The sequence below is a fragment of the Deinococcus ficus genome (genome assembly GCF_003444775.1).
Taxonomy (GTDB): Bacteria; Deinococcota; Deinococci; order Deinococcales; family Deinococcaceae; genus Deinococcus; species Deinococcus ficus.
The window spans coordinates 243910-267555 of record NZ_CP021083.1; the positions used below are offsets into that span (position 1 = coordinate 243910).

18 protein-coding genes are annotated in these 23646 nt (G+C 70.6%); 8 read left to right on the top strand and 10 right to left on the bottom strand.

What is annotated here, in order from left to right; translation table 11 throughout:
• Positions 1 to 21: 21 nt before the first annotated feature.
• Positions 22 to 3096, bottom strand: coding sequence for a formate dehydrogenase subunit alpha (gene fdhF / locus DFI_RS17555; RefSeq protein ID WP_420810884.1), 3075 nt, complete (start codon positions 3094 to 3096; stop codon positions 22 to 24).
• Positions 3097 to 3458: 362 nt separating this feature from the next.
• On the opposite strand from fdhF, the gene DFI_RS17560 reads away from it, so the two are divergent.
• A complete protein-coding gene (locus DFI_RS17560; protein ID WP_027462213.1) occupies positions 3459 to 4598 on the top strand; it encodes an ABC transporter substrate-binding protein in 1140 nt (379 codons plus the stop codon).
• A 53-nt stretch (positions 4599 to 4651) separates the two neighbouring features.
• Here DFI_RS17560 and DFI_RS17565 read toward each other — a convergent pair whose 3' ends face one another.
• From DFI_RS17565 to DFI_RS17595, 7 genes are all read right to left on the bottom strand, one after another.
• Positions 4652 to 5515, bottom strand: a complete 864-nt coding sequence (locus DFI_RS17565; RefSeq protein WP_043777236.1) for an N-acetylglucosamine kinase — start codon at positions 5513 to 5515, stop codon at positions 4652 to 4654.
• On the bottom strand, positions 5512 to 7104 hold the full coding sequence (locus DFI_RS17570; RefSeq protein WP_027462214.1) for a family 10 glycosylhydrolase: 1593 nt from the start codon (positions 7102 to 7104) through the stop codon (positions 5512 to 5514). The genes DFI_RS17565 and DFI_RS17570 overlap by 4 nt, the downstream gene beginning before the upstream one ends.
• Positions 7101 to 8228: an exo-beta-N-acetylmuramidase NamZ family protein gene (locus DFI_RS17575; protein WP_051307509.1), complete on the bottom strand. Its 1128-nt coding sequence runs from the start codon at positions 8226 to 8228 to the stop codon at positions 7101 to 7103. The genes DFI_RS17570 and DFI_RS17575 overlap by 4 nt, the downstream gene beginning before the upstream one ends.
• A gap of 61 nt (positions 8229 to 8289) precedes the next feature.
• Positions 8290 to 10038: an ABC transporter substrate-binding protein gene (locus DFI_RS17580; RefSeq protein WP_022802738.1), complete on the bottom strand. Its 1749-nt coding sequence runs from the start codon at positions 10036 to 10038 to the stop codon at positions 8290 to 8292.
• Between the two features lie 85 nt (positions 10039 to 10123).
• A complete protein-coding gene (locus DFI_RS17585) occupies positions 10124 to 11236 on the bottom strand; it encodes an ABC transporter permease (RefSeq protein WP_022802739.1) in 1113 nt (370 codons plus the stop codon).
• Positions 11237 to 11372: 136 nt separating this feature from the next.
• Entirely contained in the window at positions 11373 to 12344 is a 972-nt protein-coding gene (locus DFI_RS17590; RefSeq protein WP_022802740.1) for an ABC transporter permease, read from the bottom strand.
• A gap of 134 nt (positions 12345 to 12478) precedes the next feature.
• A complete protein-coding gene (locus tag DFI_RS17595; RefSeq protein ID WP_022802741.1) occupies positions 12479 to 14233 on the bottom strand; it encodes an ABC transporter substrate-binding protein in 1755 nt (584 codons plus the stop codon).
• 139 nt (positions 14234 to 14372) lie between these two features.
• On the opposite strand from DFI_RS17595, the gene DFI_RS17600 reads away from it, so the two are divergent.
• The 6 genes from DFI_RS17600 (at position 14373) to DFI_RS17625 (ending at position 20987) form a co-directional block, all read left to right on the top strand.
• The gene (locus DFI_RS17600; RefSeq protein WP_043777246.1) at positions 14373 to 15152 is read left to right on the top strand and encodes a GntR family transcriptional regulator; all 780 of its coding nucleotides are present in this window, start codon (positions 14373 to 14375) and stop codon (positions 15150 to 15152) included.
• Entirely contained in the window at positions 15149 to 16354 is a 1206-nt protein-coding gene (locus tag DFI_RS17605) for an anhydro-N-acetylmuramic acid kinase (protein ID WP_043777248.1), read from the top strand. The genes DFI_RS17600 and DFI_RS17605 overlap by 4 nt, the downstream gene beginning before the upstream one ends.
• Positions 16351 to 17295, top strand: coding sequence for an N-acetylmuramic acid 6-phosphate etherase (locus DFI_RS17610; protein ID WP_027462217.1), 945 nt, complete (start codon positions 16351 to 16353; stop codon positions 17293 to 17295). Before DFI_RS17605 ends, DFI_RS17610 begins: the two co-directional genes overlap by 4 nt.
• Complete coding sequence (locus DFI_RS17615) at positions 17292 to 18308, top strand: serine hydrolase domain-containing protein (protein ID WP_027462218.1); 1017 nt, start codon at positions 17292 to 17294, stop codon at positions 18306 to 18308. Before DFI_RS17610 ends, DFI_RS17615 begins: the two co-directional genes overlap by 4 nt.
• 74 nt (positions 18309 to 18382) lie before the next feature.
• Positions 18383 to 19945, top strand: coding sequence for a bifunctional metallophosphatase/5'-nucleotidase (locus tag DFI_RS17620; RefSeq protein WP_027462219.1), 1563 nt, complete (start codon positions 18383 to 18385; stop codon positions 19943 to 19945).
• 112 nt (positions 19946 to 20057) lie between these two features.
• Positions 20058 to 20987: a hypothetical protein gene (locus DFI_RS17625; protein WP_027462220.1), complete on the top strand. Its 930-nt coding sequence runs from the start codon at positions 20058 to 20060 to the stop codon at positions 20985 to 20987.
• A gap of 25 nt (positions 20988 to 21012) precedes the next feature.
• On the opposite strand, the gene DFI_RS17630 is transcribed toward DFI_RS17625, so the two are convergent.
• On the bottom strand, positions 21013 to 21879 hold the full coding sequence (locus DFI_RS17630) for a tyrosine-type recombinase/integrase (RefSeq protein ID WP_027462221.1): 867 nt from the start codon (positions 21877 to 21879) through the stop codon (positions 21013 to 21015).
• Between the two features lie 37 nt (positions 21880 to 21916).
• On the bottom strand, positions 21917 to 22231 hold the full coding sequence (locus tag DFI_RS17635) for an antibiotic biosynthesis monooxygenase family protein (protein ID WP_027462222.1): 315 nt from the start codon (positions 22229 to 22231) through the stop codon (positions 21917 to 21919).
• 161 nt (positions 22232 to 22392) lie between these two features.
• Between DFI_RS17635 and rocD the strand changes: the two genes are divergently transcribed.
• Positions 22393 to 23607, top strand: a complete 1215-nt coding sequence (gene rocD, locus DFI_RS17640) for an ornithine--oxo-acid transaminase (RefSeq protein WP_027462223.1) — start codon at positions 22393 to 22395, stop codon at positions 23605 to 23607.
• Positions 23608 to 23646: the final 39 nt, after the last annotated feature.

A 23646-nucleotide genomic window follows, 5' to 3' on the forward strand; every position in this document is an offset into this window, starting at 1 on the left:
CGAGGGCAATGAGGGGGAGCGTCAGTCATCGGCCACTCCCGATTTACTCGGCATGTTCATCCGGGAAGGCTGCGGCGGGGCGCCCAACCGGTCGGCCCGGGCGTTCAGACTGCTGCCCTGAAGCAGGCCCAGTCCCAGGCCCGGGAACACGTAGTCGGGCCGCGCCCACTTGCGCTCCACCTCCACGCCCCGCTGCGGCGTGGGGGTGCCGTACCGGAAGTTCCGGCGGGGCAGGGGAGGGGTGTCGCCGGTTCCGCCGATCACCTCCAGGCGAACGGCCGTGTCCTTGTACGCGGGCGTGTGGGTGCTCGGGTCGGTGTGGCTGCCGGTCAGGCGGTTGACGGCCTGCGCGGCGTCCGGGCTGTTCATCGGCACGTAGAGCTGCTGGCCCTGCACGCGCGCGGTGACCAGGGCCGGCAGCTTGACCGCGCCGTGCCGCGAGACCAGCCGCACGAGGGTGCCGTCCGTGAGGCCGCGTTCGCAGGCCAGATCGGGGGAGACCTCCACGAAGGCACCGGGCACCTGCGCGGTGATGCCGGCCGTGCGGAAGGTCATGTTGCCCTCGTGGAAGTGCTCGAGCATGCGGCCGTTGTTCAGGTGCAGGTCGTACTGCGCGTCAGGCGGCTCGGTGCGCGGAATGAACTCGGCCGGGTACAGCCGGGCCCGGCCGTCCGGGAAGGGGAAGCCGTCCGTGAACAGCAGGGGCGTGTCGGTGCCGTCGGGCTGCACCGGCCACTGGAGGGAGGCGAAGCCCGCGAGGCGCTCGTAGGTCACGCCGGCGTACAGGGGCGTCAGGCGGGCGATCTCGTCCATCACCTCCACCGGGTGGGCGTACGACCAGCCGGCCCCCAGGGCGTTCGCGACCCCCTGGATGATCTGCCAGTCGGGGCGGCTGTCGCCCAGCGGCGGCAGGGCCTGGTTCAGGCGCTGGATGCGGCGCTCGGTGTTCGTGAAGGTGCCGTCTTTTTCCAGGCTGGGGCTGGCGGGCAGGACCACGTCCGCGAAGGACGCGGTGTGGCTGAAGAACATCTCCTGCACGACCAGGAAGTCCAGTTTCTCCAGGGCGGCGTCCACGTAGTTGGCGTTGGCGTCCACCAGGCTGATGTCCTCGCCCTTGAGGTACAGGCCGCGCAGGGTGCCGGCGTGAATGGCGTGGATCATCTGGTGATTGTCCAGGCCCGCCGTGGTGGGGAGTTCCGTGCCCCACTCGGCGGCGTACGCGGCGCGCACGGCCGGGTCGTCCACCCGCTGGTACCCGGTGACGTGGCCGGGCATGGAGCCCATGTCGCTGGCGCCCTGCACGTTGTTGTGCCCGCGCAGGGGGTAGCTGCCTGCGCCGGGGCGCATGTAGTTCCCGGTCAGCAGCAGCAGGTTGGAGATCGCGGTGCTGGTTTCCGAGCCGCTCATCTGCTGGGTGACGCCCATCGCCCACATGATGCAGACCCCGTCGGCCTGCGCGATCTCGTGCGCGACCTGTCTGAGGGTCTCGCCGGACAGGCCGGTGACGGCCTCGGCGTACTCCAGGGTGTAGGCGTCCAGGCTCGCGCGGAAGGCATCCAGACCGCTGACCCAGCGGTCCAGGAAGGCGCGGTTCTCGAGGCCCTGGTCGAGCAGGTAGCGGCTCACGGCGTTGAGCCACACGAAGTCCGAGCCGGGGTTCGGGCGCAGGAACAGGTCCGCGCGGCGGGCCATCTCGTGCTCGCGCAGGTCCGCGACGATGAGTTTCTGCCCGCGCAGCTTCTGCGCTCGCTTCACGCGGGTGGCGAGCACCGGATGGGATTCGGCGGTGTTCGTGCCGATCCCGATGACCAGCCCGGCCCGCTCCAGGTCGGTGATGCTGCCTGAGTCGCCGCCGTACCCGACGGTGCGCCACAGGCCCATGGTGGCGGGGCTCTGGCAGTAGCGCGAGCAGTTGTCCACGTTGTTCGTGCCGATCACGCTGCGCGCGAGCTTCTGCATCAGGAAGCTCTCCTCGTTGGTGCATTTGCTGGACGTGATGAAGGCCAGCGCGTCCGGGCCATGCTCGGTCCGGAGGGCGCCCAGGCGCCGGGCGATCAGGGCCAGCGCCTCGTCCCAGTCCGCCTCGCGGAAGGCGCCGTTCTCCCGGATCAGCGGCCGGGTCAGGCGCTGAGGCGAACCCACGTGGTCCCAGGCGAACTTGCCCTTGATGCAGGTGCTCACGCCGTTCGCCGGGCCGTGGGTCGGCTCAATCTTCAGGATGTGGCGGTCCTTGGTCCAGACCTCGAAGGCGCAGCCCACGCCGCAGTACGTGCAGACCGTCTTCGTGCGCCGGATGTACCCCTCGCGCCCGGCGGCCTCGATCTCGCTGAGGTTCATGATCGGGCCGTACCCGAGGCTGGGTTCCACGTTCTTCACCATCGCCACCGCGTTCCCGAACAGCGGTCCCCGCTGGTCCGTGAAAAAGCCCGCCTCGCCCAGCATGCTCTTTTCCATCAGCGCGTTGCAGGGGCAGACGGTCACGCAGTGCCCGCAGTCCACGCAGCTGGATTCCCCGGCCGGCACGCCACCGTCCCACAGCACCCGCGGCTGCTCGGCTTCCCAGTTGATGCTGAGGGTCTCGTTCACCTGCAGGTTCTGGCAGGCCTCCACGCAGCGGCCGCACAGGATGCACTGGTCCGGGTCGTAGCGGTAGAAGGGATGCGAGGCGTCCACCGCCAGCCCTTTGCCCTGGAAAGGCCGGTACTGGTGCTGCACGTTCATCTCGCGGGTGGTGTTGTGCACGGTGCAGTTGCCGTTGTTGTTGTCGCAGACGGTGCAGTACAGCTGGTGGTTGGCGAGCAGGCGGTCGAAGGCCTCCTCCCGCGCGACCTGGGCGGCCCGCACGGCGGTGCGCACGCGCATGCCGGCGCGGGCGGGCGTGCCGCAGGCGCGGACGAGCTGCCCGTCCACCTCCACGATGCAGGTGTCGCAGGTCTGGATGGGGCCGAGCTGGGCGTGGTAGCAGACCTGCGGCACGGTCACCTGCGCGCGGTTCAGGGCAGCGATCAGCGGTTCGCCGGGCCGCGCGGCGTACCGGGCCCCGTCGATCAGGATGTCGGCAGGCTCAGGGGACAGGTTGGGACTGGGGTCCAGCACGGATTTCCTCCACTGGTCAACAAAGTTGCCATGTTGTGTACAACCACACGAGCGAACAACTGAACAGATCGAACTTTCCCGGCGCTGTGAGGACCACCCACACGGCCCGGACGCCGGACCGGTCCCGCCGCATACGTCAGGAACAGGGCGGACAACACCGGAAACCACGCTCCGCTCGAGGCTGGGGACAGCCCAGTATGCGCTCCAGCGCCCCCCGTCCGTCAGAACTCCGCAAGGCTGGTCTGATAGCATTCAGGGACTCACAACCCCGACTCATCCACGGCCTGCTTTGGCCGTCGCCGCACTCCCCCACCCTTCCCCATCACCCTGGGCCTCACGCAGGCCCGGACCCGGAGGACCCCATGAAACGAACCCTCGCTGCCCTGACCCTCTTCACCGCCCTCGCCACCGCCCAGGCCGAAATCCGTGTCGGCGTGGTCGTCTCCGCCACCGGCCCCGCCGCCAGCCTCGGCATTCCCGAGAAGAACACCGTCGCCCTGCTGCCCCAGACCATCGGCGGCCAGAAGGTCGTGTACACCATCCTGGACGACGCCAGCGACACCACCGCCGCCGTCACCGCCACCCGCAAGCTCATCCAGGACAGCAAGGTGGACATCATCATCGGGACCACCACCACGCCCGCGTCCCTCGCCATGATCGACGTGGTCGCCGAGGCCAAGGTGCCCCTGATCAGCCTGGCCGCCAGCGAGGCAATCATCGCGCCCATCGACGCCAAACGCCAGTGGGTCTTCAAGACCCCCCAGACCGACGCCCTGATGGCCGCCGCCATTGTGGACCACATGGCCCGCAACAAGGTCAAGACCGTCGGGTACATCGGCTTCAACGACGCCTACGGCGAAGGCTGGCTGGCCGAACTGAAGAAGAACGCCGCCAAGAAAGGCGTGCGCATCGTCGCCGAGGAGCGCTACGGGCGCAGCGACACCAGCGTCACCGGCCAGACCCTGAAACTGCTCGCCGCGAAGCCCGACGCCGTCCTGATCGGCGCGTCCGGCGTGCCGGCCGTGCTGCCCCAGAAGACCCTGAACGACCGCGGGTACGCCGGCAAGATCTACCAGACGCACGGCGTCGCCAATGCCGACTTCCTGCGCGTCGGCGGCAAGGACGTCGAAGGCGCCATCCTCCCGGTCGGCCCGGTGCTCGTCGCCGACCAGCTCGCCACCAGCGTGCCCAACCGCAAGGTCGCGTTGGACTACATGAACCTGTACGAGAGCAAGTACGGCCAGAACACCGTGTCCGGCTTCGGCGCGCACATGTGGGACGCCGGCCTGCTCCTCCAGAAGGCCATTCCCGCCGCGCTGAAGAAAGCCAAACCCGGCACGCCCGCCTTCCGCGACGCGCTGCGCGACGCCATCGAAGGCACCCGCAACGTGATCGGCACGCACGGCATCTTCAACATGAGCGCCACCAACCACCTCGGCCTCGACGCCCGCAGCCGCGTCATGGTGCAGGTCGTGAACGGCAACTGGAAACTGCTCAAGTAACCCCGACGGGCAAGGGGGCCGGGTCTGACCCGGCCCCCTTTGGCTTGCCTGTCCTAGCTGCCCAGTGCGGCCGCCAGGGCGTGGTCGCCCGGAACCACCTGCACGCCACTCAGGTGCGCGGTGAGTTCCTGGCCGAGCAGCGGCGAGATGCGGAACGCGCCGCCCGACGCGGTCACCGGCAGCGGCCCGGTGTGCACCTGCACGCGCCGCGCGAGATCCGCCAGGGACTCGGCGGCGTCCCGCACCAGCACCAGGGCCTGGGGGTCGCCCTGGTCCGCGGCGCGGCCCACCGCGGGCGCCAGCGACGCGATCGCCGCGGCGCCGGGCGTGCCGTACGCAAAGCCCCGCAGCGTGTCCCAGTCCAGGCCGCCGGTGAGGGCCGCGACCTCCCGGGCCAGGGGCGTATCCGGCGGGCCGCCCACGTCCAGGGCGTCGGTCAGGACCCGCAGCGCCGCCCGGCCCAGGCTGAACCCCCCGCCGTCGTCACCCAGGCGGTAGCCGCGTCCGCCGGCGCGGACCACCTCCCCGCCCGCAGTGACGTGGTAGGCGATGCTGCCGGTCCCGGCGTACACCAGGACGCCTTCCCCGGGCCGGAAGTGCGCGCGGTAGGCGAGGTCCAGGTCGCCCTCCACCTGCACCGCCTCCGGCGGCAGCCCGAAGGCGAGGGCGACCTGCCCGGCGACCTCCGCGGCCCGCGCTGAGCTCCGGGAGAGGCCCGGCAGGCCCAGGTGCACCGCCTGGGGCCGCTCACCGACGGCCCGCACCAGCGCGTCCAGATGCGCCGCACCTTCCGGCGTCAGCAGGAGCAGGCTGGTGAGAGGCGGGGTGACGCCGCGCGCCACCGCCACGCCGCCGCGCGCGAGCACCCACTTGGTGCCGCTGCCCCCGGCGTCCACACCCAGGCGGGTGGCGCTCATGGCAGGTGCAGGTCCGGCAGCACGGTGACCTGCCGCGGCAGCGGCGTGATCCTCTCGGTGGTCACGTCCCCGACCTGCACCTGCACCGGGCCCAGCGGCAGGCGCATGAAGCCGTAGCGGCCGCGGCCGTCCGTCTGCGTGCGGGCCACCTCCTGCCCCTGGGCGTCCAGCAGCAGCACCGTCCGGCCGCCCAGCGGGCCGCTGCCCACCTGCACCTGCCCGCTCACGGCGCGCAGGTGGGCGGGGTTCGGGCGGTCCCAGCGCACGGGCCGCTCGAAGGGCCCGCCCTCCCCGGAGAGTTTCGTGGTGAGTTCCGGCAGCACCTGCTCCTTGGTGCGGCGGTTCTCGTTCACGTCCTTGTCCGGCGTGCGGTAGGAGTACCCGGCCCAGCCGTCCAGGCCGGCCTCGCGGGTCTTCCAGACCTGATTGACACTGCTGTCCTGGTCGTTCAGGTAGATGGCGGCGCCGCTCACCTGATGCACGCCCGTCTCCTCCTGCAGGCGGGCGGCGAAGGCGTTCCACTGGTCGAACCACAGCGCCTGCGCGGGCACGAAGTCGCGCTTGTAGTTCATCATGACGTTCACGTCCAGGTAGCCTTCGCGCACCCAGGTCACCCAGTCCTGCAGGACCTCGGCGTAAGGCCGGGAGGCCAGCCAGCCCGCCTGATCCGAGGGACCCTCGCCGTACGTGATGGTCGCGGCGTTCACGCTCACGTCCGGACGGGCGGCCTTCACGGCCAGGGCCGTTTCCCTCACGAGGTTCGTGACCTGCTGGCGCCGCCACGCGCTCCACTGCGGGTCAGCCGGCAGGGGCGTGCCGGTGGCGCCGGTCTCCTCGCGGTAGCGTTCCAGCGCCGTGGGGTTGTACCCCCAGTTGTTCGGCCCGCCGACCGGGTTGTAGTCGGTGTAGCGCACCCGGTCGAACTGAATGCCGTCCACGTCGTAGTTCTTCACGACCGACACGTACATCTGCTTGATGTACTCGGCAGCGTCTGGGTGCCCGGGGTCCAGCAGCCAGTCGCTGCCGCCGCGGGTGCTGCCGTCATCTTTGACCATCAACCAAAAGTCTCGCCCGGTGGCTTTCAGGCCGTGCGTGGTGAAGACATGCCCCGGCGGTGGGGCAAGGACGGCGCTGTTCCAGATGGCGGTCGTGATGATCCAGGCGTGCACCTGAATGCCCTGCGCGTGCGCCTTGCCGAGCAGGTCCGCGAGCGGATCGAATCCGGCCGGCACGGCCGGGTCGTTCGTGCGGGGCATCGCGGCGTTGTTGCAGTAGCAGTCCCCGCGTCGGCCCACCTGCGCGAACAGCACGTTCACGTTCATCGCCTTCGCGGTGGCGACCAGCTGGTCGATCTCGGCCGGGGTCTTCATGCCGGGCCCGAAGCCGTCCACCCACAGGCCCCGCAGTTCCTGCTGGCCCTGCCCGCGCGGACCGGTGTGCGGCCCCGGCGTCCGGACCGCCTGGCTGTTCAGCGCGGGCGTGTCCGGCAGGCCGGCCTGCACCTGACCGTTCTGGGGCTGGGGGGTGCTGCCGCACGCGGCGAGCAGCAGGGCGGAAACCAGGGCGGTGCACTTGTGCGCGTGGGTCATGACGGGTCTCCTTGACGGGGGTACAGCCAGAAAGGGCGAAGGGAAAGGGCCGCCGCCCCGCCCGCCGCCTGCCAGCCCGCCAGGGCCGTCAGGGCAGCATCGGGACTGGATGGAACCGTGTCTGCGGGAACACCGAGCAGTTTCTGGAGCCAGTCCGGGTTGCGCTTCGCTCCGGCCGCTTCCAGGGCCGTGAAGAGGGTCAGGCCCAGCGGCAGGACCCGCAAAGGGCGTCCGGTGTCGTGCAGCTGCACGCCGGCGCAGCGCTGCCCGGCGTGCTTGCTGGTGGTGGGCGTGAAGTACGCCGGGCGGGCGGTGACGCCCAGATCCCGGCGGTTCACCTCCGCAGCCAGCGCGGGGGCGTCCACGCCCGGCGCGCCCACCAGCCGGAAGGGCAGGGCGGTGCCGCGCCCCTCGCTGGCGTCCAGCGCCTCAATCAGGCATGTGCCCGGGTACAGGTGGACGTTCGTGAGGTCCGGCAGGTTCGGGCTGGGCGGGACCCACGGCCGGCCCGGGTGCCAGCCGTCCGGGGCGTCCGTGGGGATCACGTCCACCGTGGCGTCCTCCTCGGCGGCGAGCACCCGGGCCACCTCGCCCAGGGTCAGGCCGTGCCGCAGGGGGAGCGCCTGGGTCACGCCCACGAAGGAGCGGAACTCCTGACGCTGGAGCGGCGGGCCTTCCACCGTGAACCCGATGGGGTTCGGGCGGTCCAGGATGACCACCCGCAGCCCCAGGGCCCGGGCGGCGCGCAGCACGTCCCGCACGGTGCTGATGTACGTGTAGAAGCGCACGCCGACGTCCACCAGATCCACCAGCAGGGTGTCCAGGCCGGCGAGGCGCCCGGCGGTCTCGGCGTCGGTGAGGTGGTACAGCACGCTGGTGGGCAGGCCGCTCGCGGCGTCGGTGCCGGCGTCCGGCGCCTCGCCGGGGGCGCCGCTGCCGTCCACGCCGTGCTCGGGCCCGAACAGCCGCACGAGCTGCACGCCCGCGCGTTGCAGGGCCACCGCCGAGGGCGTCAGGTCGCCGGTCACGCCGCTGGGGTTGGTGAGCAGCCCCACCCGGCCCCAGCCGTCCGCGCGCGCCGGATCCGCCAGCAGCCGCTCCAGGCCGGTCAGGGGCCCTGTCACGGAGCTTCCCGGTGGGGGAGGGGGGCCAGGCGGCCCCCGCGGGTCGTCAGGCCGGCCACCGTTATTTCTCGAACACCGTGTAGTTGCTGCTGATCACGGCGTTGTTCCGGACGTAGAAGTTCCCGATGCGCTTCTGGAACGCGGCGACACTGTCCGGCTTGGCGATCAGGATGACCGGCAGGTTCCGCGCGAACAGCAGCTGCCACTCGTTGTACAGCTTCTTGCGGGTGGCCTGGTTGCCGCTCGCTTCGGCCTGCGCGAACAGGTCCCAGGTGCGTTTCTCGTACGGCTGCATCAGGTCCATGTTGGGCGTGCCGCCTTCCTGCGCGGGCTGCAGGCTGCGGCGCCAGAAGTGCAGCGCCCCGCCGGGCTGCCAGATGTCCTTGCGCAGCTGCGGGTCCGGCTGGTCGCCGAAGGTGCCGAGCACCGCCTCGAAGTTCCCGCTCATGCTGGTGGGCAGGACGGTGCTGCCGGTCACGCCGCGCAGGTTGACCTTCACGCCGATCTTCCCGAAGTCACTCTGGATGATCGTGGCGATGCCGGGCATGATGCTGCTGTCTGCGGCGTGCAGCAGGTCGATTTCGAGGTTTCCGCCGCCCGGGTGGTTGCGCACGCCGTCGCGGTTGGTGTCCCGGTAGCCCAGGGCGTCCAGGCGGGCGGCGGCCTGCGCGAGGTTGAATTTCGGGAACATGCCCTTGGTGACCGGGTTGAACCACTCGCTGATCGGCGCCACGCCGAAGCCCGGGTAGCTGGCCAGGCCGTTGTACACCGTGTCGATGATGCGGTCGCGGTTCACGGCGAGCTCCATCGCCTGGCGGAACTTCAGGTCGCTGAACGCCTTTTTCAGCGCCGGGTCCTTGCTGTCCTGGTTGAACGCGAGGTGCACGGGCGGGTTGTTCAGGCCCACGCCGCGGATCACGCTGAAGTTCGCCCCGGCGAGCTCCTGGCGTTTCAGGTCCGGGAACTGCGCGCCGGTGATGGGCGCGCTGTCGAGCTGCCCGGCCCTGAAGGAGTTGATCTGCGCTTCCGGGCTCTTGATGATCAGGTACTCCAGGCGGTCCATGTACGGCAGTTGCGTGCCGGCCGGGTCGCGCCGCCAGGAGTTCGGGTTGCGCACCAGGGTGACCTTCTGGTCCACGGTGTAGTTGCTGAGGATGAAGGGGCCGGTGCCGACGATGTCGCCCAGGGCGGTGTTGGTCGCCCAGGCTTTCATGAAGCCCTCGGGGTCCTTGAGGGGCTGGTACTTGGCGAGCTTGTGCTGCGGGAGGATCGGCACGAAGGTCAGGGCCTGCAGCATCGCCCCGTAGGGTTTGGGCGCGGTGACCCGCACGGTGTAGGCGTCGACCTTCTCGAACTTCAGGGGGTCCTTGCCGACCTTGAACACCGCGGACTGGTTGGCTTTCAGGCCGGTGTTGCTGGCGACGTCCTCCAGCGTGAACATCACGTCGTCGGCGTTGAAGGCCTGCCCGTCACTCCATTTCACGCCCCGGCGCAGTTTCAGGGTGGCGACCCGGCCGTCCGGGCTGAAGGTCCAGCTTTCGGCCAGGGCCGGGTACAGCTTGTTCGTGCCGGGATCCAGGGTGATCAGGCGGTCCAGCACGTTGTTCATCACGGTGTAGCTGTTGTTGTCCAGCACCGCGAAGTAGTTGAAGCTCTGCGGGCTGGACACCAGGCTCAGGGTCAGCGTGCCACCCTTTTTCCCGGTGGTCTGGAACAGGCTGGCGGGAACGTTGCTCTTGGACTGCGCGGTGGCGCTGCACAGGCTCAGGGCGGCGGTGACGGCGAGCAGACAGACGGTCGTTCGGTTCATGGCGGCCTCCAGGAGGAAAGGAAGGAAAAGTCAGGGTCGGAATGGACCGGCGCCGAAGCAGGCTCGGCGCAGGGCGGGGGCAGGCCTAGCGGCTCTGGGTGTCGGCGGCGTCGCGCAGGGCGTCGCCCATGAAGTTGAAGGCCAGCACGCTGATGGTGATCATCAGGCCCGGCAGCAGCAGCCAGGGGTAGCTCTTGAAGGCCCCGTCGGTGTAGGCGTCTTTCAGCAGCAGGCCCCAGGACGCCATGGGTTCCTTGATGCCCAGGCCCAGGAAGCTCAGGCCGCTCTCGCCCAGGATGTAGCCCGGCAGGGCCAGCGTGGCGGTCACGATCAGGAAGCTGCTGAGGTTCGGCATGATGTGCCGCAGGATCACCCGCAGGTCGCTGCCGCCCAGGGCGCGCGCGGCCTGCGCGTAGTCGATGTTGCGGGCACTCATGACCTGCCCGCGGATCACGCGCGCCAGGCCCGCCCAGCCGATGAACGCCAGCACCGCCACGATCCCCAGGTACACCAGCGTGCTGGGCCACTTCGCGGGAATGATGGTGGACAGCGCCAGCAGGATCGGCAGGCGCGGGAAGGACAGCAGCACCTCCACCACGCGCTGGATCAGGCCGTCCACCCAGCCGCCGTAGTAGCCGCTGATGCCGCCCAGCACGATGCCCAGCGCGAAACTGATCAGGATGCCCACCACGCCCACCGTGAGACTCACCTGCGACCCCACCAGCATGCGGGACAGCAGGTCACGGCCGAACTTGTCGGTGCCCAGCGGGAAGTAGTACTGGCCGTCCGGCACGCCGAACAGGTGCAGCCGGGCGGGAATCAGGCCCAGGAAGCGGTACTCGTCACCCTGCACGAAAAAGCGCAGGGGAATCGGGTTGTCCCGGTCCACGGTCGTCTTGCGGGCGAACGTGACCGGGTCCCGCTCGGTTTTCGTGCCGTACACGAACGGGCCGCGCAGCTGCCCCTGGTGGATCAGGTGAATGCCGCTGGGGCGGGCGTACGGGTGTTCCTCGTGCTGCTCCTTGATGCTGTACGGCGCCAGGAACGGCGCGAACAGCGCCACCAGGTACATGAAGGCCAGCACCCAGAAACTCAGCACGCCCACCCGGTTGCGCCGGAAGCGGCGCAGGGCCAGTTGCAGCGGCGAGCGGCGCTCGGCGACCCGGAGGCGCTCCCCCTGAGAGGTCACGGTGGTCATGCGGCCCTCCCGAACGGGTGTGAAGCCCTGCCAGACCTGGCCCCAGGAGTGAGGCGGTGAAGTGTCCCGTGGCCCCTACCGTTCACGGACGGCCGCTCACTCTTCTTGATTCGGTGGCGCATGAGTCGGCTGTCCATCATTCGAACCTCACGCGGGGGTCCACCCAGGCCAGGGCCAGGTCGGCCAGCAGGTTCCCGATCAGGAGCAGGAACGCACTGAGCAGCAGCATGGTCATGGCGAGGTACTGGTCTTTGTTGATCAGGCTGTCGTACAGCAGCGGGCCGATGGTGGGGAGGTTCAGCACCACGCTGCCGATGATGCTGGCGTTGATCAGGTTGGGGAGGCTCATGCCGGCGATGCTGACCAGGGGGTTCACGGCGTTGCGGAAGATGTGCCGCCACAGCACCACCTGACCGGTCAGGCCCTTGCTGCGGGCGGTGCGCACGTAGTCCTGGTTCACGACGTCGAGCATGCTGGCGCGCATCTGGCGCATGATGCTGGCCACGCCTTCGAGGCCCAGCACGATGATGGGAATCCAGAGGTGGCCGAGCAGGTCCACGACCCGCGCCCAGCTCCACGGCGCGTCGATGTACTCGGGGCTGAACAGGCCGTTGACGTTCTGCCCGCCCATGGAGAGCACGAGAGCGGAGAGCAGCATGGCGACCAGGTAGTCGGGCGTGGCGAGGCTCACGTACCCGAAGAAGTTCATGGTGGTGGCGGCCTTGCCGTAGCGGTTCAGCGCGGTGTACACGCCGAGCGGCACGGCGACCAGCCAGGTCACGAGCATGGTGACCAGAGCGAGGAAGACCGTCCAGCCCAGCGAGTCCCAGATCATGCTGGTGACCGGGCGGGAGTTGGCGAAGGAGAACCCGAAGTCGAAGCGGGTGACGATGCCCTGCACCCATTTCAGGTATTGCGCCCAGGCGGGCTGGTCCAGGCCCAGCTGCCGGGTGATGCTCTGCACGGTTTCCTGCGTGACGCGGGGGTCGTCGAGGTACTGGTCGAGGTAACTGCCGGGCTGCAGCTGGATCACCGCGAAGCAGATGGCGCTGATGACCAGCAGGGTGGGGATCATGCCCAGGATGCGGCGCAGCGTGAAGTTCAGCATGCCGGGCCGCCCGGGCGGATGGGGGTGAGGTCAGGGTCAGTCATGGGTGGGGGCTCTTTGCGTGAGGGAAAGCGTGAAGGGCGGGACGTGCAGGCCTGACGCCTGAATGCCCCGCCCTTCACGTCAGGGCCTGGTTACTTCTGGTAGATGAGCGGGACGGGGTTGTACCCGGGGATGGAGCCGAGGTTGTACACGTAGTTGCCGAACTTGTTGCTCACGGCGCCGACGTTCTCGGGTTTGGCGATGGGCGTGACCGGCAGGTTCTGCGCGAAGATCAGCTGCCAGCGGGTGTACAGGGCCTTGCGCTGCGCGGCGCTGGTGGTGGTGGCCGCCTGGTTGAAGATGTTGTAGATCTCCTTTTCCCAGGGGAACATCTTGGCGACGATGCCGGGGTCGCCGTCCTTGGCGGGCTGCGTGGAGCGGTGCCAGTAGTACAGGCTGCCGCCGGGCTGCCAGATGGGGCGGCGCAGTTCCGGGTCGGGCTGGTCGCCGAAGGCCGCGAGGATCATCTCCCAGTCGCCGCTCTGGCCGGTGCTGATCAGCTTGCTGTTCAGGATGCCCTTGAGGTTGACCTTCACGCCGATCTTCGCGAAGTCGCTCTGGATGATCGTGGCGATGGGCGGGTAGGCGGCGCTGTCCGTGGCGTAGGTCAGGTCGAATTCGAGCTGCTTGCCGTTGGGCATCAGGCGGATCCCGGCCGAGTTCTTCCTGCTCAGGCCCATGGCGTCCAGGGCGCGGTCGGCGGCGTCGAGGCTGAAGCTGCCGAGCTGCTTGGTGGTGTTCGTGTAGAAGGCCTTGTTGGCCGGGGCGACGCCGTGCCCGGGGAGGCTGGCCAGGCCGTTGTACACGGTGTCGATGATGCGCTCGCGGTTGATGGCGGACTGCATGGCGCGGCGGAAGCGCACGTCGCTGAAGATCTTGGCGAGCTGCGGGTCTTTCGCGTCGAAGTTGTACGCGACGAAGGGGGGGCTGCCGAACAGGGCGGTGAAGCGCATGACCTTGAAGGGCGCGCCGGCCACTTCACGCTGTTTCAGGTCGGGGAACTGCGCGCCGCTGCTGTTGAGCTGGTCGAGGTTGCCGGCCAGGAACTGGTTGAGCTGCGCCTGCGGGTCGCGGATGACCAGGTACTCGAGGCGGTCGAGGTAGGGGAGTTTCTTCCCGGCGGCGTCCACCTTCCAGTAGTTGGGGTTGCGGGCCAGGGTGATCTTCTGCCCCACGGTGTAGCTCTGGAACTTGAAGGGGCCGGTGCCGACCACTTCGGCGGCGCTCACGTTGGTGGGCCAGGCGTTGTTGATGTCGGCGGGTTTCGCCCCGTTTTCCTGGCCGTACTTGGCGAGCTTGTGCTGCGGCATGATCGGGTAGCGCTGCTGCAGCAGGAAGGCGGGGGCGGGCTTGGGCAGCTTGAACTGCACGGTCATGCTGTCCACCTTGGAGATGGTGATGTTCTCGGTGCCCTGCTTGAAGTTCCCGGCGTCCCCGGCTTTCGCTTCGGGGTTCATGATCATGTTCCGGTACGTGAAGATCACGTCGTCGGCGTTGAAGTCCTGGCCGTCACTCCACTTCACGCCCGAACGGAGCTTGAAGGTGTAGGTCTTGCCGTCACCGCTGATGGTCCAGGATTCGGCCAGGGCGGGCTCGATCTTGTACGTGGAGAGGTTGAACTCGACCAGGCCGTCGAACATCTGGGCGGCGAGCTGCCCGAGGTTGCCGTCGATGGCGCCGTAGTACATCAGGCTCTGCGGGCCGTCGCCGAGGGGCAGGGTGTAGGTGCCGCCGGGCTTGCCGTTCACGATGCCCAGGGAGCTCAGGCCGGTCATCTTCTTGGGGGCGGCGAGCGCCCCGCCGAGGAGCGTGAGGGACACGAGGGCCAGGGTGGTGCGTTTCAGCATGGATACCTCCGGAGGGGGGGCGGGTGAACCGGGTGGTCCTGGGTTCAGGTTTGAAGTTGCTTGAACCAGACTAATACCATTCACGCACCACTTGCAAGCAGGTGACGAAGTGGTCTTGGGGTGGTATGGTCCTGGCATCATGCCCGAGCTGCCCGCCCCCTGGGGCATCCAGCTGCACACCGCGAGCGCCACGCCGGTGTACCTCCAGGTCGCCCACGGCCTGGAAGCCCGCATCCGCGCCGGCGAACTGCCGGCCGGCAGCGCCCTGCCCGCCGAACGCGACCTCGCCTCCCGCCTGGGCGTCTCCCGCGTCACCGTCCGCCAGGCCCTCTCCCGGCTGGCCGAACAGGGCCTGCTGGAGCGCCGCCACGGCAGCGGCACCTTCGTCGCCCCGGCCGGGCCGAGCAGCCCCGACACCCGCACCCTGGGCCTGCTGGAATCCTTCTCCGAAGACATCCGCGCGCGCGGCCAGCGGCCTGGCGCGCGCGTCCTGCACTTCGAACAGGCCCGCCCCAGCCCCGCCGAGGCGATGGCGCTGGCCCTCGCGCCGCGTCAGACCGTCTACCGCCTGCGCCGGCTGCGCACCGCCGACACCGAACCGCTCGCCGTGGAGGAAAGCACCCTGCCGGCCTCCCGGGTGGGACCGCTCACCGCCGCCGACGTCACCGACGCCAGCCTGTACGCCCTGCTCTCCCGTCAGGGCCTCACGCCGCACCGCGCCATCCGCCACCTGCGGGCTGTGAACGCCACGCCGGAGCTCGCCGCGGCGCTGGGCGTGCCGGAAGGCTCGGCGCTGATCGCCACCGAACGGGTCTCCTGGACCCGGGACGGCCAGCCCATCGAGTTCGCCCGCGCCCACTACCGCGGGGACCGCTACGACTTCGTGATGGAACTCCACGCCGAGGACATGCAGGCATGAGCGGCGCCACCCGCGCCCCGCGCGTCCTGGGGCTGATGAGCGGCACGAGTGCCGACGGCGTGGACGCCGCGCTGCTGGAACTGCCCGCCTGGCCGGAGATCGGGACCGGCGCGCCCTGGCCGGGCCTGCCGGCCGGCATGCCGCGCGGGCGGGTGGTCGAGCACGTCTTCACGCCCTTCGCCCCGGACCTGCGGGAGGCCGTGCTGCGGGCCATGCGCGGCGAACTGGGCAGCGAGGCGCTCACGCAGCTGCACTGGTGGCTGGGCGAGGCGCTCGCCGCGGCCGCCGCGCCGCTGGCCGCGCAGGCCGACCTGATCGCCTCGCACGGGCAGACCGTGCAGCACCACCCGCAGCCCGACGCCACGCGCGGCTGGGCCCGGCCGGCCACGCTGCAGCTGGGCGAGGCGGCCGTGATCGCCGAAACCTGCGGGCGGCCCGTGGTCGCCGACTTCCGCCCGGCCGACATCGCCGCGGGCGGCGTGGGCGCGCCCCTGGTGCCGTTCGCGGACTACGCCCTGTACGCGCAGGCGGGGGTGAACCGGGTGCTGCTGAACGTGGGCGGCCTGGCGAACATCACCGCGCTGCACGGCACCGACCCGGGGCGGGTGGTGGCCTTCGACACCGGGCCCGGCAACTGCCTGCTGGACGAGATCGCCGCCCGTGCCGGGCAGACCTGCGACGAGGACGGCCGCCTCGCCGCGGCCGGCACCGTGCACGTTCCTACCCTGGAGGCGTGGCTGGCCCACCCGGAACTGCACCGCCCGCCGCCCAAGGCCACCGGGCGGGAGGTCTGGACCCTGGCCCGCCTGCCGGCCGCGCCAGACCTGAGCCTTCCGGACATGGCGGCCACCGCCACCGCGCTCACCGCCCACACAGTGGCCGGCGCGCTGGCACGCTTCCTGCCCGGGGCGCCGCAGGAGGTCGTGATCGCCGGCGGCGGGGCCCGCAACCCCACCCTGCGCCGCGACCTGGCCCGGCTGCTCGGCCCGGTGCCGCTGCGGGACTTCCCGGCCCTGGGCTGGGACGCCCAGGGGTTCACCGACGCGACCCGGGAAGCGGCCGCCTTCGCTTTCCTGGGCTACGCCCGCGCGCAGGGCTGGCCGAACACCCTGCCGCACACGACCGGCGCGCGCCGCGCCGTCAGTGGCGGAAAGCTCAGCCTGCCCTCCCTCTCCCCGCTCTTCCAGGAGTCCGAACCATGACGACCTCGCAGGCCCCCGCCGACGACACCCGGCCGCCCGACTTCCGCCAGACCGAGGCGCTCGCCCCGGAACACGCGCACCTGGACACCCTGGACGTGCCGGGGCTGGTCCGGGCCTTCACCGACGATCAGCTCCGGGCCGTGCAGGCCGCGCAGGCCGCCGCGCCCGCCCTGTCCCGGGCGGTCGAGGCGGCGCTGCCCCGGCTGCAGCGCGGCGGGCGGCTGGTGTACGCCGGCGCGGGCACCAGCGGCCGCCTGGGCGTGCTGGACGCCACCGAACTTACCCCGACCTTCTCCTGGCCGGTGGAGCGGGCCGTGCCCCTGATCGCCGGCGGCGAGAAGGCCATCCGGGAGGCGGTGGAGGGCGCCGAGGACGACGCCGAGCTGGGCGCCGCCGACGTCCGGGCGGCCGGGGTCGGGCCGGACGACGTGGTGCTCTGCCTGGCGGCCAGCGGCACCACGCCGTACCCGCGCGGCGCGGCCCGGCAGGCCCGGGCCCTGGGCGCGCTGACGGTGGGCCTGGCGAACAACCCGGGCGCGCCGCTGCTCGCGGAGGTGGACTGCCCGGTGCTGCTGGACACCGGGCCGGAGGTGATCAGCGGCAGCACCCGCCTGAAGGCCGGAACCGCACAGAAGATCGCGCTGAACACCCTGTCCAGCGCGCTGATGGTCCGGCTGGGCAAGGTGTACGGGAACCTGATGGTGGATGTCCGCGCCAGCAACACCAAGCTCGAGGCCCGGGCCCTGCGGCTGGTGCAGCACGGCGCCGGGGTAGACGAACCGGCTGCCCGGGCGGCCCTGACGGCGGCGGGCGGGCAGGTGAAGACAGCCATCGTGATGCTACGCCGCGGCGTCGGCGCGGACGAGGCCGCCCGACTGCTCGACGGCGTGCAGGGTCACGCCCGCGCCGCGCTGGACGGCCCGGGCGAGGTGACGGGGTGAATCCCCCGCTGATTCCTGCACGGACACGTGACCTGCTCGCCCACCTCACGGACCGGCGGGACCTGGCGGGCGCGGCGCTGGGCGTGGTGGACGCGGCCGGTCGGCGCGAGACGCTGGTGCTGGGGCACGCGGCGCTGTTCCCGCAGGCCGCGCCGCTGGAGGAAACCCACCTCTTCGACCTGGCGAGCCTGACCAAGCCGCTGTTCACCGCGCGGGAGGTGCTGCGCGCCGCCGAGGACGGCCTGCTGGACCTGGACGATCCCCTGTCCCGGCACCTGCCGGAGCTGGCCTGGATGCAGGACACGCCCCTCAAGGCCCGCACGCTCCGGCAACTGATGACGCACACCGCCGGCCTGCCCGCCTGGGTGCCGCTGTACACCTGGGGCGACGAGGCGACGATCCGCGCGCGCTTCATGCAGGAACCCTGGACGCTCGCGGAGCCGGGCCCGGTGGTGTACAGCGACCTGGGGTACATGCTGCTGGGCCGCGTGCTGGAACGCGTGCGCGGCGTGCCGCTGCGGGACTTCGCCCTGCCGGCCGGCCTGACCTTCACGCCGGACCCGGCGCGGAGCGTGGCCACCGAACGCTGCGCGTGGCGCGAGCGGGTGCTGCGCGGCGAGACCCACGACGAGAACGCCGGCGCGCAGGGCGGCGTGGCCGGGCACGCGGGCCTGTTCGGCACCCTGGCCGGCGTGCTGGACCAGGCCGAGGCCCTGCTGCGCGGCGGCTGGCTGTCGCCGGCGGCGCAGGCGGCCGCCGCCCGCCCGGCCGCGCCGGAACGCACGCTGGCGTTCGTGCAGTCCTGCGCGGGCTGGAGTGGCGGGAGCCTGTGCAGCGCCGCGGCCTTCGGGCACACGGGCTTTACCGGCACGGGCGTGTGGGTGGATCCGCAGGCGGGCCTCGCCTGGACGCTGCTCACGAACCGGGTGCATCCCAGCCGCCACACCAGCATCGACATTCAGGATCTGCGCCGCCGCGTCGGGAACACGCTGCTGGCCCAGCAGGGCGGTTGACCCGGGAGAACCCACCCGTTGCGTGATGACGGCCGTTCACGTTCGTCCCGGCCTCATTCGCTAGACTTGCCGGCATGAAAATGCGCAACCTGTCCGTCTTGACGGCTCTTCTGCTCGGCACCGCCTCCGCCGCGCCCCTCACCGTCACGGTCCTGCACACCGACGACCTGCACGGCCACCTCGAACCCGTGAAGATCGGGGAGAACATGTACGGCGGCTACACCCGCCAGACCACCCTGATCCGCCAGTTCTCCAGCAGCGATGTCAACCCGCTGGTCCTGTCCGGCGGCGACACCTTCCAGGGCACGCTGTTCTACAACGTGTACCAGGGCCTGGCCGACGTGCTGTTCATGAACCACATGGGCTACCAGGCCATGGCCGTGGGCAACCACGAGTTCGACAACGGCCCCGAGGCCCTCGCCCGCTTCATCGACCGGGCGCGCTTCCCGGTGCTCGCCACGAACATCGACGTGAGCGCCGAGCCGCTCCTGAAAGACAAGGTCCGCCCTTACGCGGTCCTGAACGTCGGCGGGCAGAAGGTCGGCGTGATCGGCGCGGTGACGCCCGACCTGCCCCTGATCAGCAGCCCCGGCCCGAACGTGAAGATGCTGGAACTGATGGTCAGCCTCCAGAACAGCGCCGAGGCGCTGAAGGCCGAGGGCATCGACAAGATCTTCCTGGTCTCGCACCTGGGGTACGCGCTGGAGCAGCAGGTCGCCGCGACCGTGCCCGGCATCGACGTGATCGTGGGCGGGCACAGCCACACGCTGCTCGGCACCTTCAACAACAAGGACTTCCCGGCCTCCGAGGGGCCGTACCCGACCATCGTGAACAACCCCGACGGCAACCGCACGCTGCTGGTCGCCGCGTGGGAGTGGGGCAAGGTGCTGGGCCGCCTGAAGGTCAACTTCAACGACGCGGGCGCCGTGGAAAGCTGGGAAGGCAACCCCATCCCCGTGACCATGGACATCGCCGAGGACGTCACCGCCAAGAAGATGGTGGAGACCCTCAGCGTGCCGATCGCCGCGCTGCGCCGCCAGGTGGTCGGGAACACCGACACCGGCCTGAACGGCAACCGTGAAGTGGTCCGCCGGCGCGAGAGCACCATGGCCAACGTCCTGGCGGACGCCTCGCTGGAAGCCGGCAAGAAGGCCGGGGCCGTGATGGCCTTCCAGAACGGCGGCGGCGTGCGGGCCGGCGTGGACAAGGGGCCCATCACCTTCGAGGAAGCGATCACCGTGCAGCCTTTCGGCAACACGCTGACGATCGTGGACCTGACCGGCGCGCAGATCAAGGCGGCGCTGGAGCACGGCGTGGCGACCTGGTCGGAGAACAAGGGCCAGTTCCTGCACGTGAGCAAGGGCGTGAGCTACACCTTCGACCTGAGCAAGCCCGCGGGCAGCCGCGTGACCAGCGTGACGCTCAACGGTCAGCCGATCGTTGATACCCAGGTGTACAAGGTTGCGATGAACAACTTCACGGCCGCCGGCGGTGACGGCTTCACGATGTTCAAGGACGCCAAGAAGCTGGAGACCGGCACGCTGGACGTGGACGTGCTGGTGAACTACTTCAAGCTGGTGGGCACCGTGAACGCGCAGAACGAGGGCCGCATCGTCATCGTGAACGAACCCAAGTAAGCGCAGTTGTAAGGTGTGGGGGCAGCCGCCGTGGGTGGCTGCCCCCACGCTGCGGCTGCATGCCAGCCGAAATCCCCACAAGTCAATCTGTTTATGACATAATAGGAGCGCTATGGCACGCCCCAAGACGAAAACCGAAACCACAGGTGGCGCCGCCGCCACCCTCGACCGCCCCCGGACCGGCAAGGCCGCGGAGACCCGCCCGGCCACCGACCCGTACCAGACCTTCGACGCGCTGATGGCCAGCGCCGGCCTCGACAGCCGCCTGGCCGCCTTCGCCGAGAGCGGCGCCACGCCGGCCGAACTGCAGGCCGCCCTCACCGAGCACCTGGGCGTCGCCCTGACCCGCTGGGGCCTGGGCCTGCACCACCTCACCCACGAAGCCCGGCCCGAAACCGGCGAAAACGGCCCGGACATCGCCCTGCTCACCGACGGCCGCGTCACCGCGCGCCTCAGTGAGGGCGCCGCGGCCGTCGCCCGCGCCTACGCCTCCCTCACCGCGCCCGACGAGCGCGGCCTGAGCGCCTGGCCGGCCCTCGGCGAAGGCCACCGCCTCGCCGCCGACGCGCCCGCCACGCACCTGAAGATCCTGATCGAGGACGCCCGCGACTTCGAAACCGAGTGGATGACCGCCCGCGGCGGCACCCACCACCGCGTCTGGCGCCGCGGCGAGACGCTGCACGTGGAAGTCGTGCGCCCCGCCCCGCCCGAGACCGCCCTGGCCGACGCCGCCTGGGACGTCATCACCAGCATCAAGGACCGCACCTTCCAACGTGAACTGATGCGCCGCAGCGACGAGCACGGCATGCTCGGCGCCCTGCTCGGCGCGCGCCACGCCGGCGCCGGCGACGCCCTGTCCCGCCTGCCCGAGGCGCACTTCGCGGTGCAGGCCATGCACGGCACCCTCACCGGCCCGGAGGCCCGCAGCGCCGACGCCTACCGCACGCTGCTACGGACCCTGGGCACCGAACTCGAGCAGGTGCAGTCCCAGGCCACCCGCCAGCTGGCCGAACTGCTCAAGCACGGCCTGAACCGCGCCTGAACCCCGCGCCCGCGAGGCCCTGGAGTCACGCCCCGTCGGGGGCGGTCTCCAGGGCCTTTTTCTGCAGTTTCTGCCAGACCTCCACGGCCTTCAGGGTGCCCAGGCCCAGGTGCTCGGCGACGTCCTCCGGCCGGCCGGTCTGCTGCAGCAGGTGCCAGCCGGCGGCGTTGCGCAGCGCCCGCCAGGCCTTGTAGGGCACGTTCGCGCGGGAACACAGCCGGAACAGCACCCGCCGCAGACCGTAATCCCCCTGCACGTCGAACACCGGCCCGCGCGCCTCGAACAGGTCGGTGTGCCCGCGCTCCCGGCCGTACTCCCGCAGCGCCCGGTACAGCTCGTCGTCCAGCGGCAGCACCTTCCCGCGGGCGTGCAGTTCGCCGCGCCGGGTGTCCACCGCCTCCCATTGCAGGTTCAGGGTCTCGCTGGTGGTCAGGCCGGGCCGGCTGCCCAGCAGCACCAGGGCGCGCTCCATGGCGTCGGAGTGCGCCAGCAGCCGCCCGATCTCCTCGCCTGTGTACATCAGGCGGTGCTCCTCGGGCTTCTGGCTGGGCAGGCTCAGCCCGTCGAACGGGTTCGGGCCGGGGTGGGCGCCCAGTTCGGCCAGCAGGTCGTACAGGGTGCGCACGCGCGTGGCGTGGTTGTGCAGCGTGGACTCGCTGCTGCCGGCCGCCGCCAGGGACCCCAGGTACGCCCGGGCGTCCTGCGGGCGGGCGCGCAGCACGCCCACGCCCTGCTCCTGCGCCCAGCGCAGGTACACCCGGGCGCTCGACAGGTACGCCTTGCGGGTGGCGTTCCCGGGCATGCCGGGCAGCTTCGGGGCCAGGACGTCCAGCGCGGCCTCCGGGTCGCCGGCGGTCAGGTGCCGTTCCAGCAGCGCTCTGAGGGTCGACATGCGCGGAGGATAGAGCATCCCCGCGCGGGCACGCCGCTCAGCCGGCGTCCGGGCCGGGCAGCACCTCGTGCACTTCCAGCTCGTTGCGGCCGGCGAAGGCCTCGCGGGGCAGGCTGCCGCTGCGGGCATGCCCTTCCCGGAACGCATCCGACGCCGTCCAGGCCTCGAAGGCCTCCCGGCTTTCCCAGTACGTCAGCACGATGTACGGCTGGCCGGGCTGGGTGGGGCGCAGCACCTCGTTACGCACGAAGCCCGGCATGCCGTCCACCAGCCGGGCCCGGTCACGGAAGCGGGCCTCGAAGGCCTCGGCGTACTCGGCCTTCACAGGAATGCGGTTCATCACGGTGATCACGGAACACCTCCATGGAGAGAGAGGGGAGAGAAACGGGGACCGGCCCCCACCATAGGGGACGCGGGAGAACCCCGCCGAACGTGAGGGCGAACACGCCCGAACCTGGACACTGCAGGTCGCGAGGGGTTCACAGCGCCGGGGTGATCCCGGACAATGACCCCATGACCGCCTTCCCCACCACGCGCGCCGCTGAACTGATCGCCACGGAAGACCGGCTCGGGGCGCACAACTACAAGCCCCTGGACGTCGTGATCGCCCGCGCACGCGGCGCCCACGTGTGGGACACCGAGGGCCGCGAGTACCTGGACTTCCTCGCGGCGTACAGCTCCGTGAACCAGGGCCACTGCCACCCGCGCATCCTCGACGCCCTGACCACCCAGGCGCAGAACGTCACCGTCACCTCCCGCGCCTTCCGCAACGACCAGCTCGCCAGCTTCTACGAGACCGTCACCCGCCTCCTCGGGTACGGGGCGGTCATTCCCATGAACACCGGCGCGGAAGCGGTGGAAACCGCCCTCAAGATGATCCGCAAATGGGCCTACATCCACCGCCAGCTTCCTGAGGACGCGGCCGAGATCATCGTGATGGACGGCAACTTCCACGGCCGCACCACCACCATCGTCGGCTTTTCCAGCGAGGCGCAGTACAAGGCGGGCTTCGGGCCCTTCACGCCCGGCTTCGTGCGCGTGCCCTACGGCGACCTGGACGCCGTGCGCGCCGCCATCACGCCCCGCACGGCCGGCATCCTTTTCGAACCCATTCAGGGCGAGGCGGGCGTGATCGTCCCCCCGGCCGGCTTCGTCAGCGGCCTGCGGGACCTGTGTGATGAGCACGGCCTGCTGCTCGCCGCCGACGAGATCCAGACCGGGCTGGGCCGCACCGGCCGCTGGCTCGCCTGCGACCACGAGGGCGTCCGCGCGGACCTCGTGATTCTCGGCAAGGCCCTCGGCGGCGGGGTGTACCCGGTCAGCGCCGTGCTGTCCAGCCGCGAGCTCATGGACGTCTTCCGTCCCGGCGACCACGGCAGCACCTTCGGCGGCAACCCGCTGGCGGCCGCCGTGGCGAAGGCCAGCCTGGAAGTGCTCGCCGACGAGCAGCTGCCCGAACGCGCCGCCCGCCTCGGCGAGGCGCTGATGGCGCGCCTGAAGGCCATTCAGAGCCCCCTGATCCGCGAGGTCCGCGGCCGCGGCCTGATGATCGGCGTGGACCTGCACGGCCCCGCCCGCCCGGTCTGCGAGCAGCTCATGGCGCTGGGCGTGCTGTGCAAGGAAACGCACCACACCACCGTCCGCCTCGCCCCGCCGCTGATGATCAGCGAGGCGGACCTGGACGCCGCCGTGGCCAAGATCGAGCAGGTGCTCACCCAGGCGGGCTGATCCCCGGACCCCCGCGCCGGTCCGCCAGCTGAGGCGGCC

Coding starts and splice junctions, on each gene's coding strand:
- DFI_RS17560 (WP_027462213.1), top strand. CDS start 3,459: ATGAAACGAACCCTCGCTGCCCTGACCCTCTTCACCGCCCTCGCCACC.
- DFI_RS17565 (WP_043777236.1), bottom strand. CDS start 5,515: ATGAGCGCCACCCGCCTGGGTGTGGACGCCGGGGGCAGCGGCACCAAG.
- DFI_RS17570 (WP_027462214.1), bottom strand. CDS start 7,104: ATGACCCACGCGCACAAGTGCACCGCCCTGGTTTCCGCCCTGCTGCTC.
- DFI_RS17580 (WP_022802738.1), bottom strand. CDS start 10,038: ATGAACCGAACGACCGTCTGTCTGCTCGCCGTCACCGCCGCCCTGAGC.
- DFI_RS17585 (WP_022802739.1), bottom strand. CDS start 11,236: ATGACCACCGTGACCTCTCAGGGGGAGCGCCTCCGGGTCGCCGAGCGC.
- DFI_RS17590 (WP_022802740.1), bottom strand. CDS start 12,344: ATGCTGAACTTCACGCTGCGCCGCATCCTGGGCATGATCCCCACCCTG.
- DFI_RS17595 (WP_022802741.1), bottom strand. CDS start 14,233: ATGCTGAAACGCACCACCCTGGCCCTCGTGTCCCTCACGCTCCTCGGC.
- DFI_RS17600 (WP_043777246.1), top strand. CDS start 14,373: ATGCCCGAGCTGCCCGCCCCCTGGGGCATCCAGCTGCACACCGCGAGC.
- DFI_RS17605 (WP_043777248.1), top strand. CDS start 15,149: ATGAGCGGCGCCACCCGCGCCCCGCGCGTCCTGGGGCTGATGAGCGGC.
- DFI_RS17610 (WP_027462217.1), top strand. CDS start 16,351: ATGACGACCTCGCAGGCCCCCGCCGACGACACCCGGCCGCCCGACTTC.
- DFI_RS17620 (WP_027462219.1), top strand. CDS start 18,383: ATGAAAATGCGCAACCTGTCCGTCTTGACGGCTCTTCTGCTCGGCACC.
- DFI_RS17625 (WP_027462220.1), top strand. CDS start 20,058: ATGGCACGCCCCAAGACGAAAACCGAAACCACAGGTGGCGCCGCCGCC.
- DFI_RS17630 (WP_027462221.1), bottom strand. CDS start 21,879: ATGTCGACCCTCAGAGCGCTGCTGGAACGGCACCTGACCGCCGGCGAC.
- rocD (WP_027462223.1), top strand. CDS start 22,393: ATGACCGCCTTCCCCACCACGCGCGCCGCTGAACTGATCGCCACGGAA.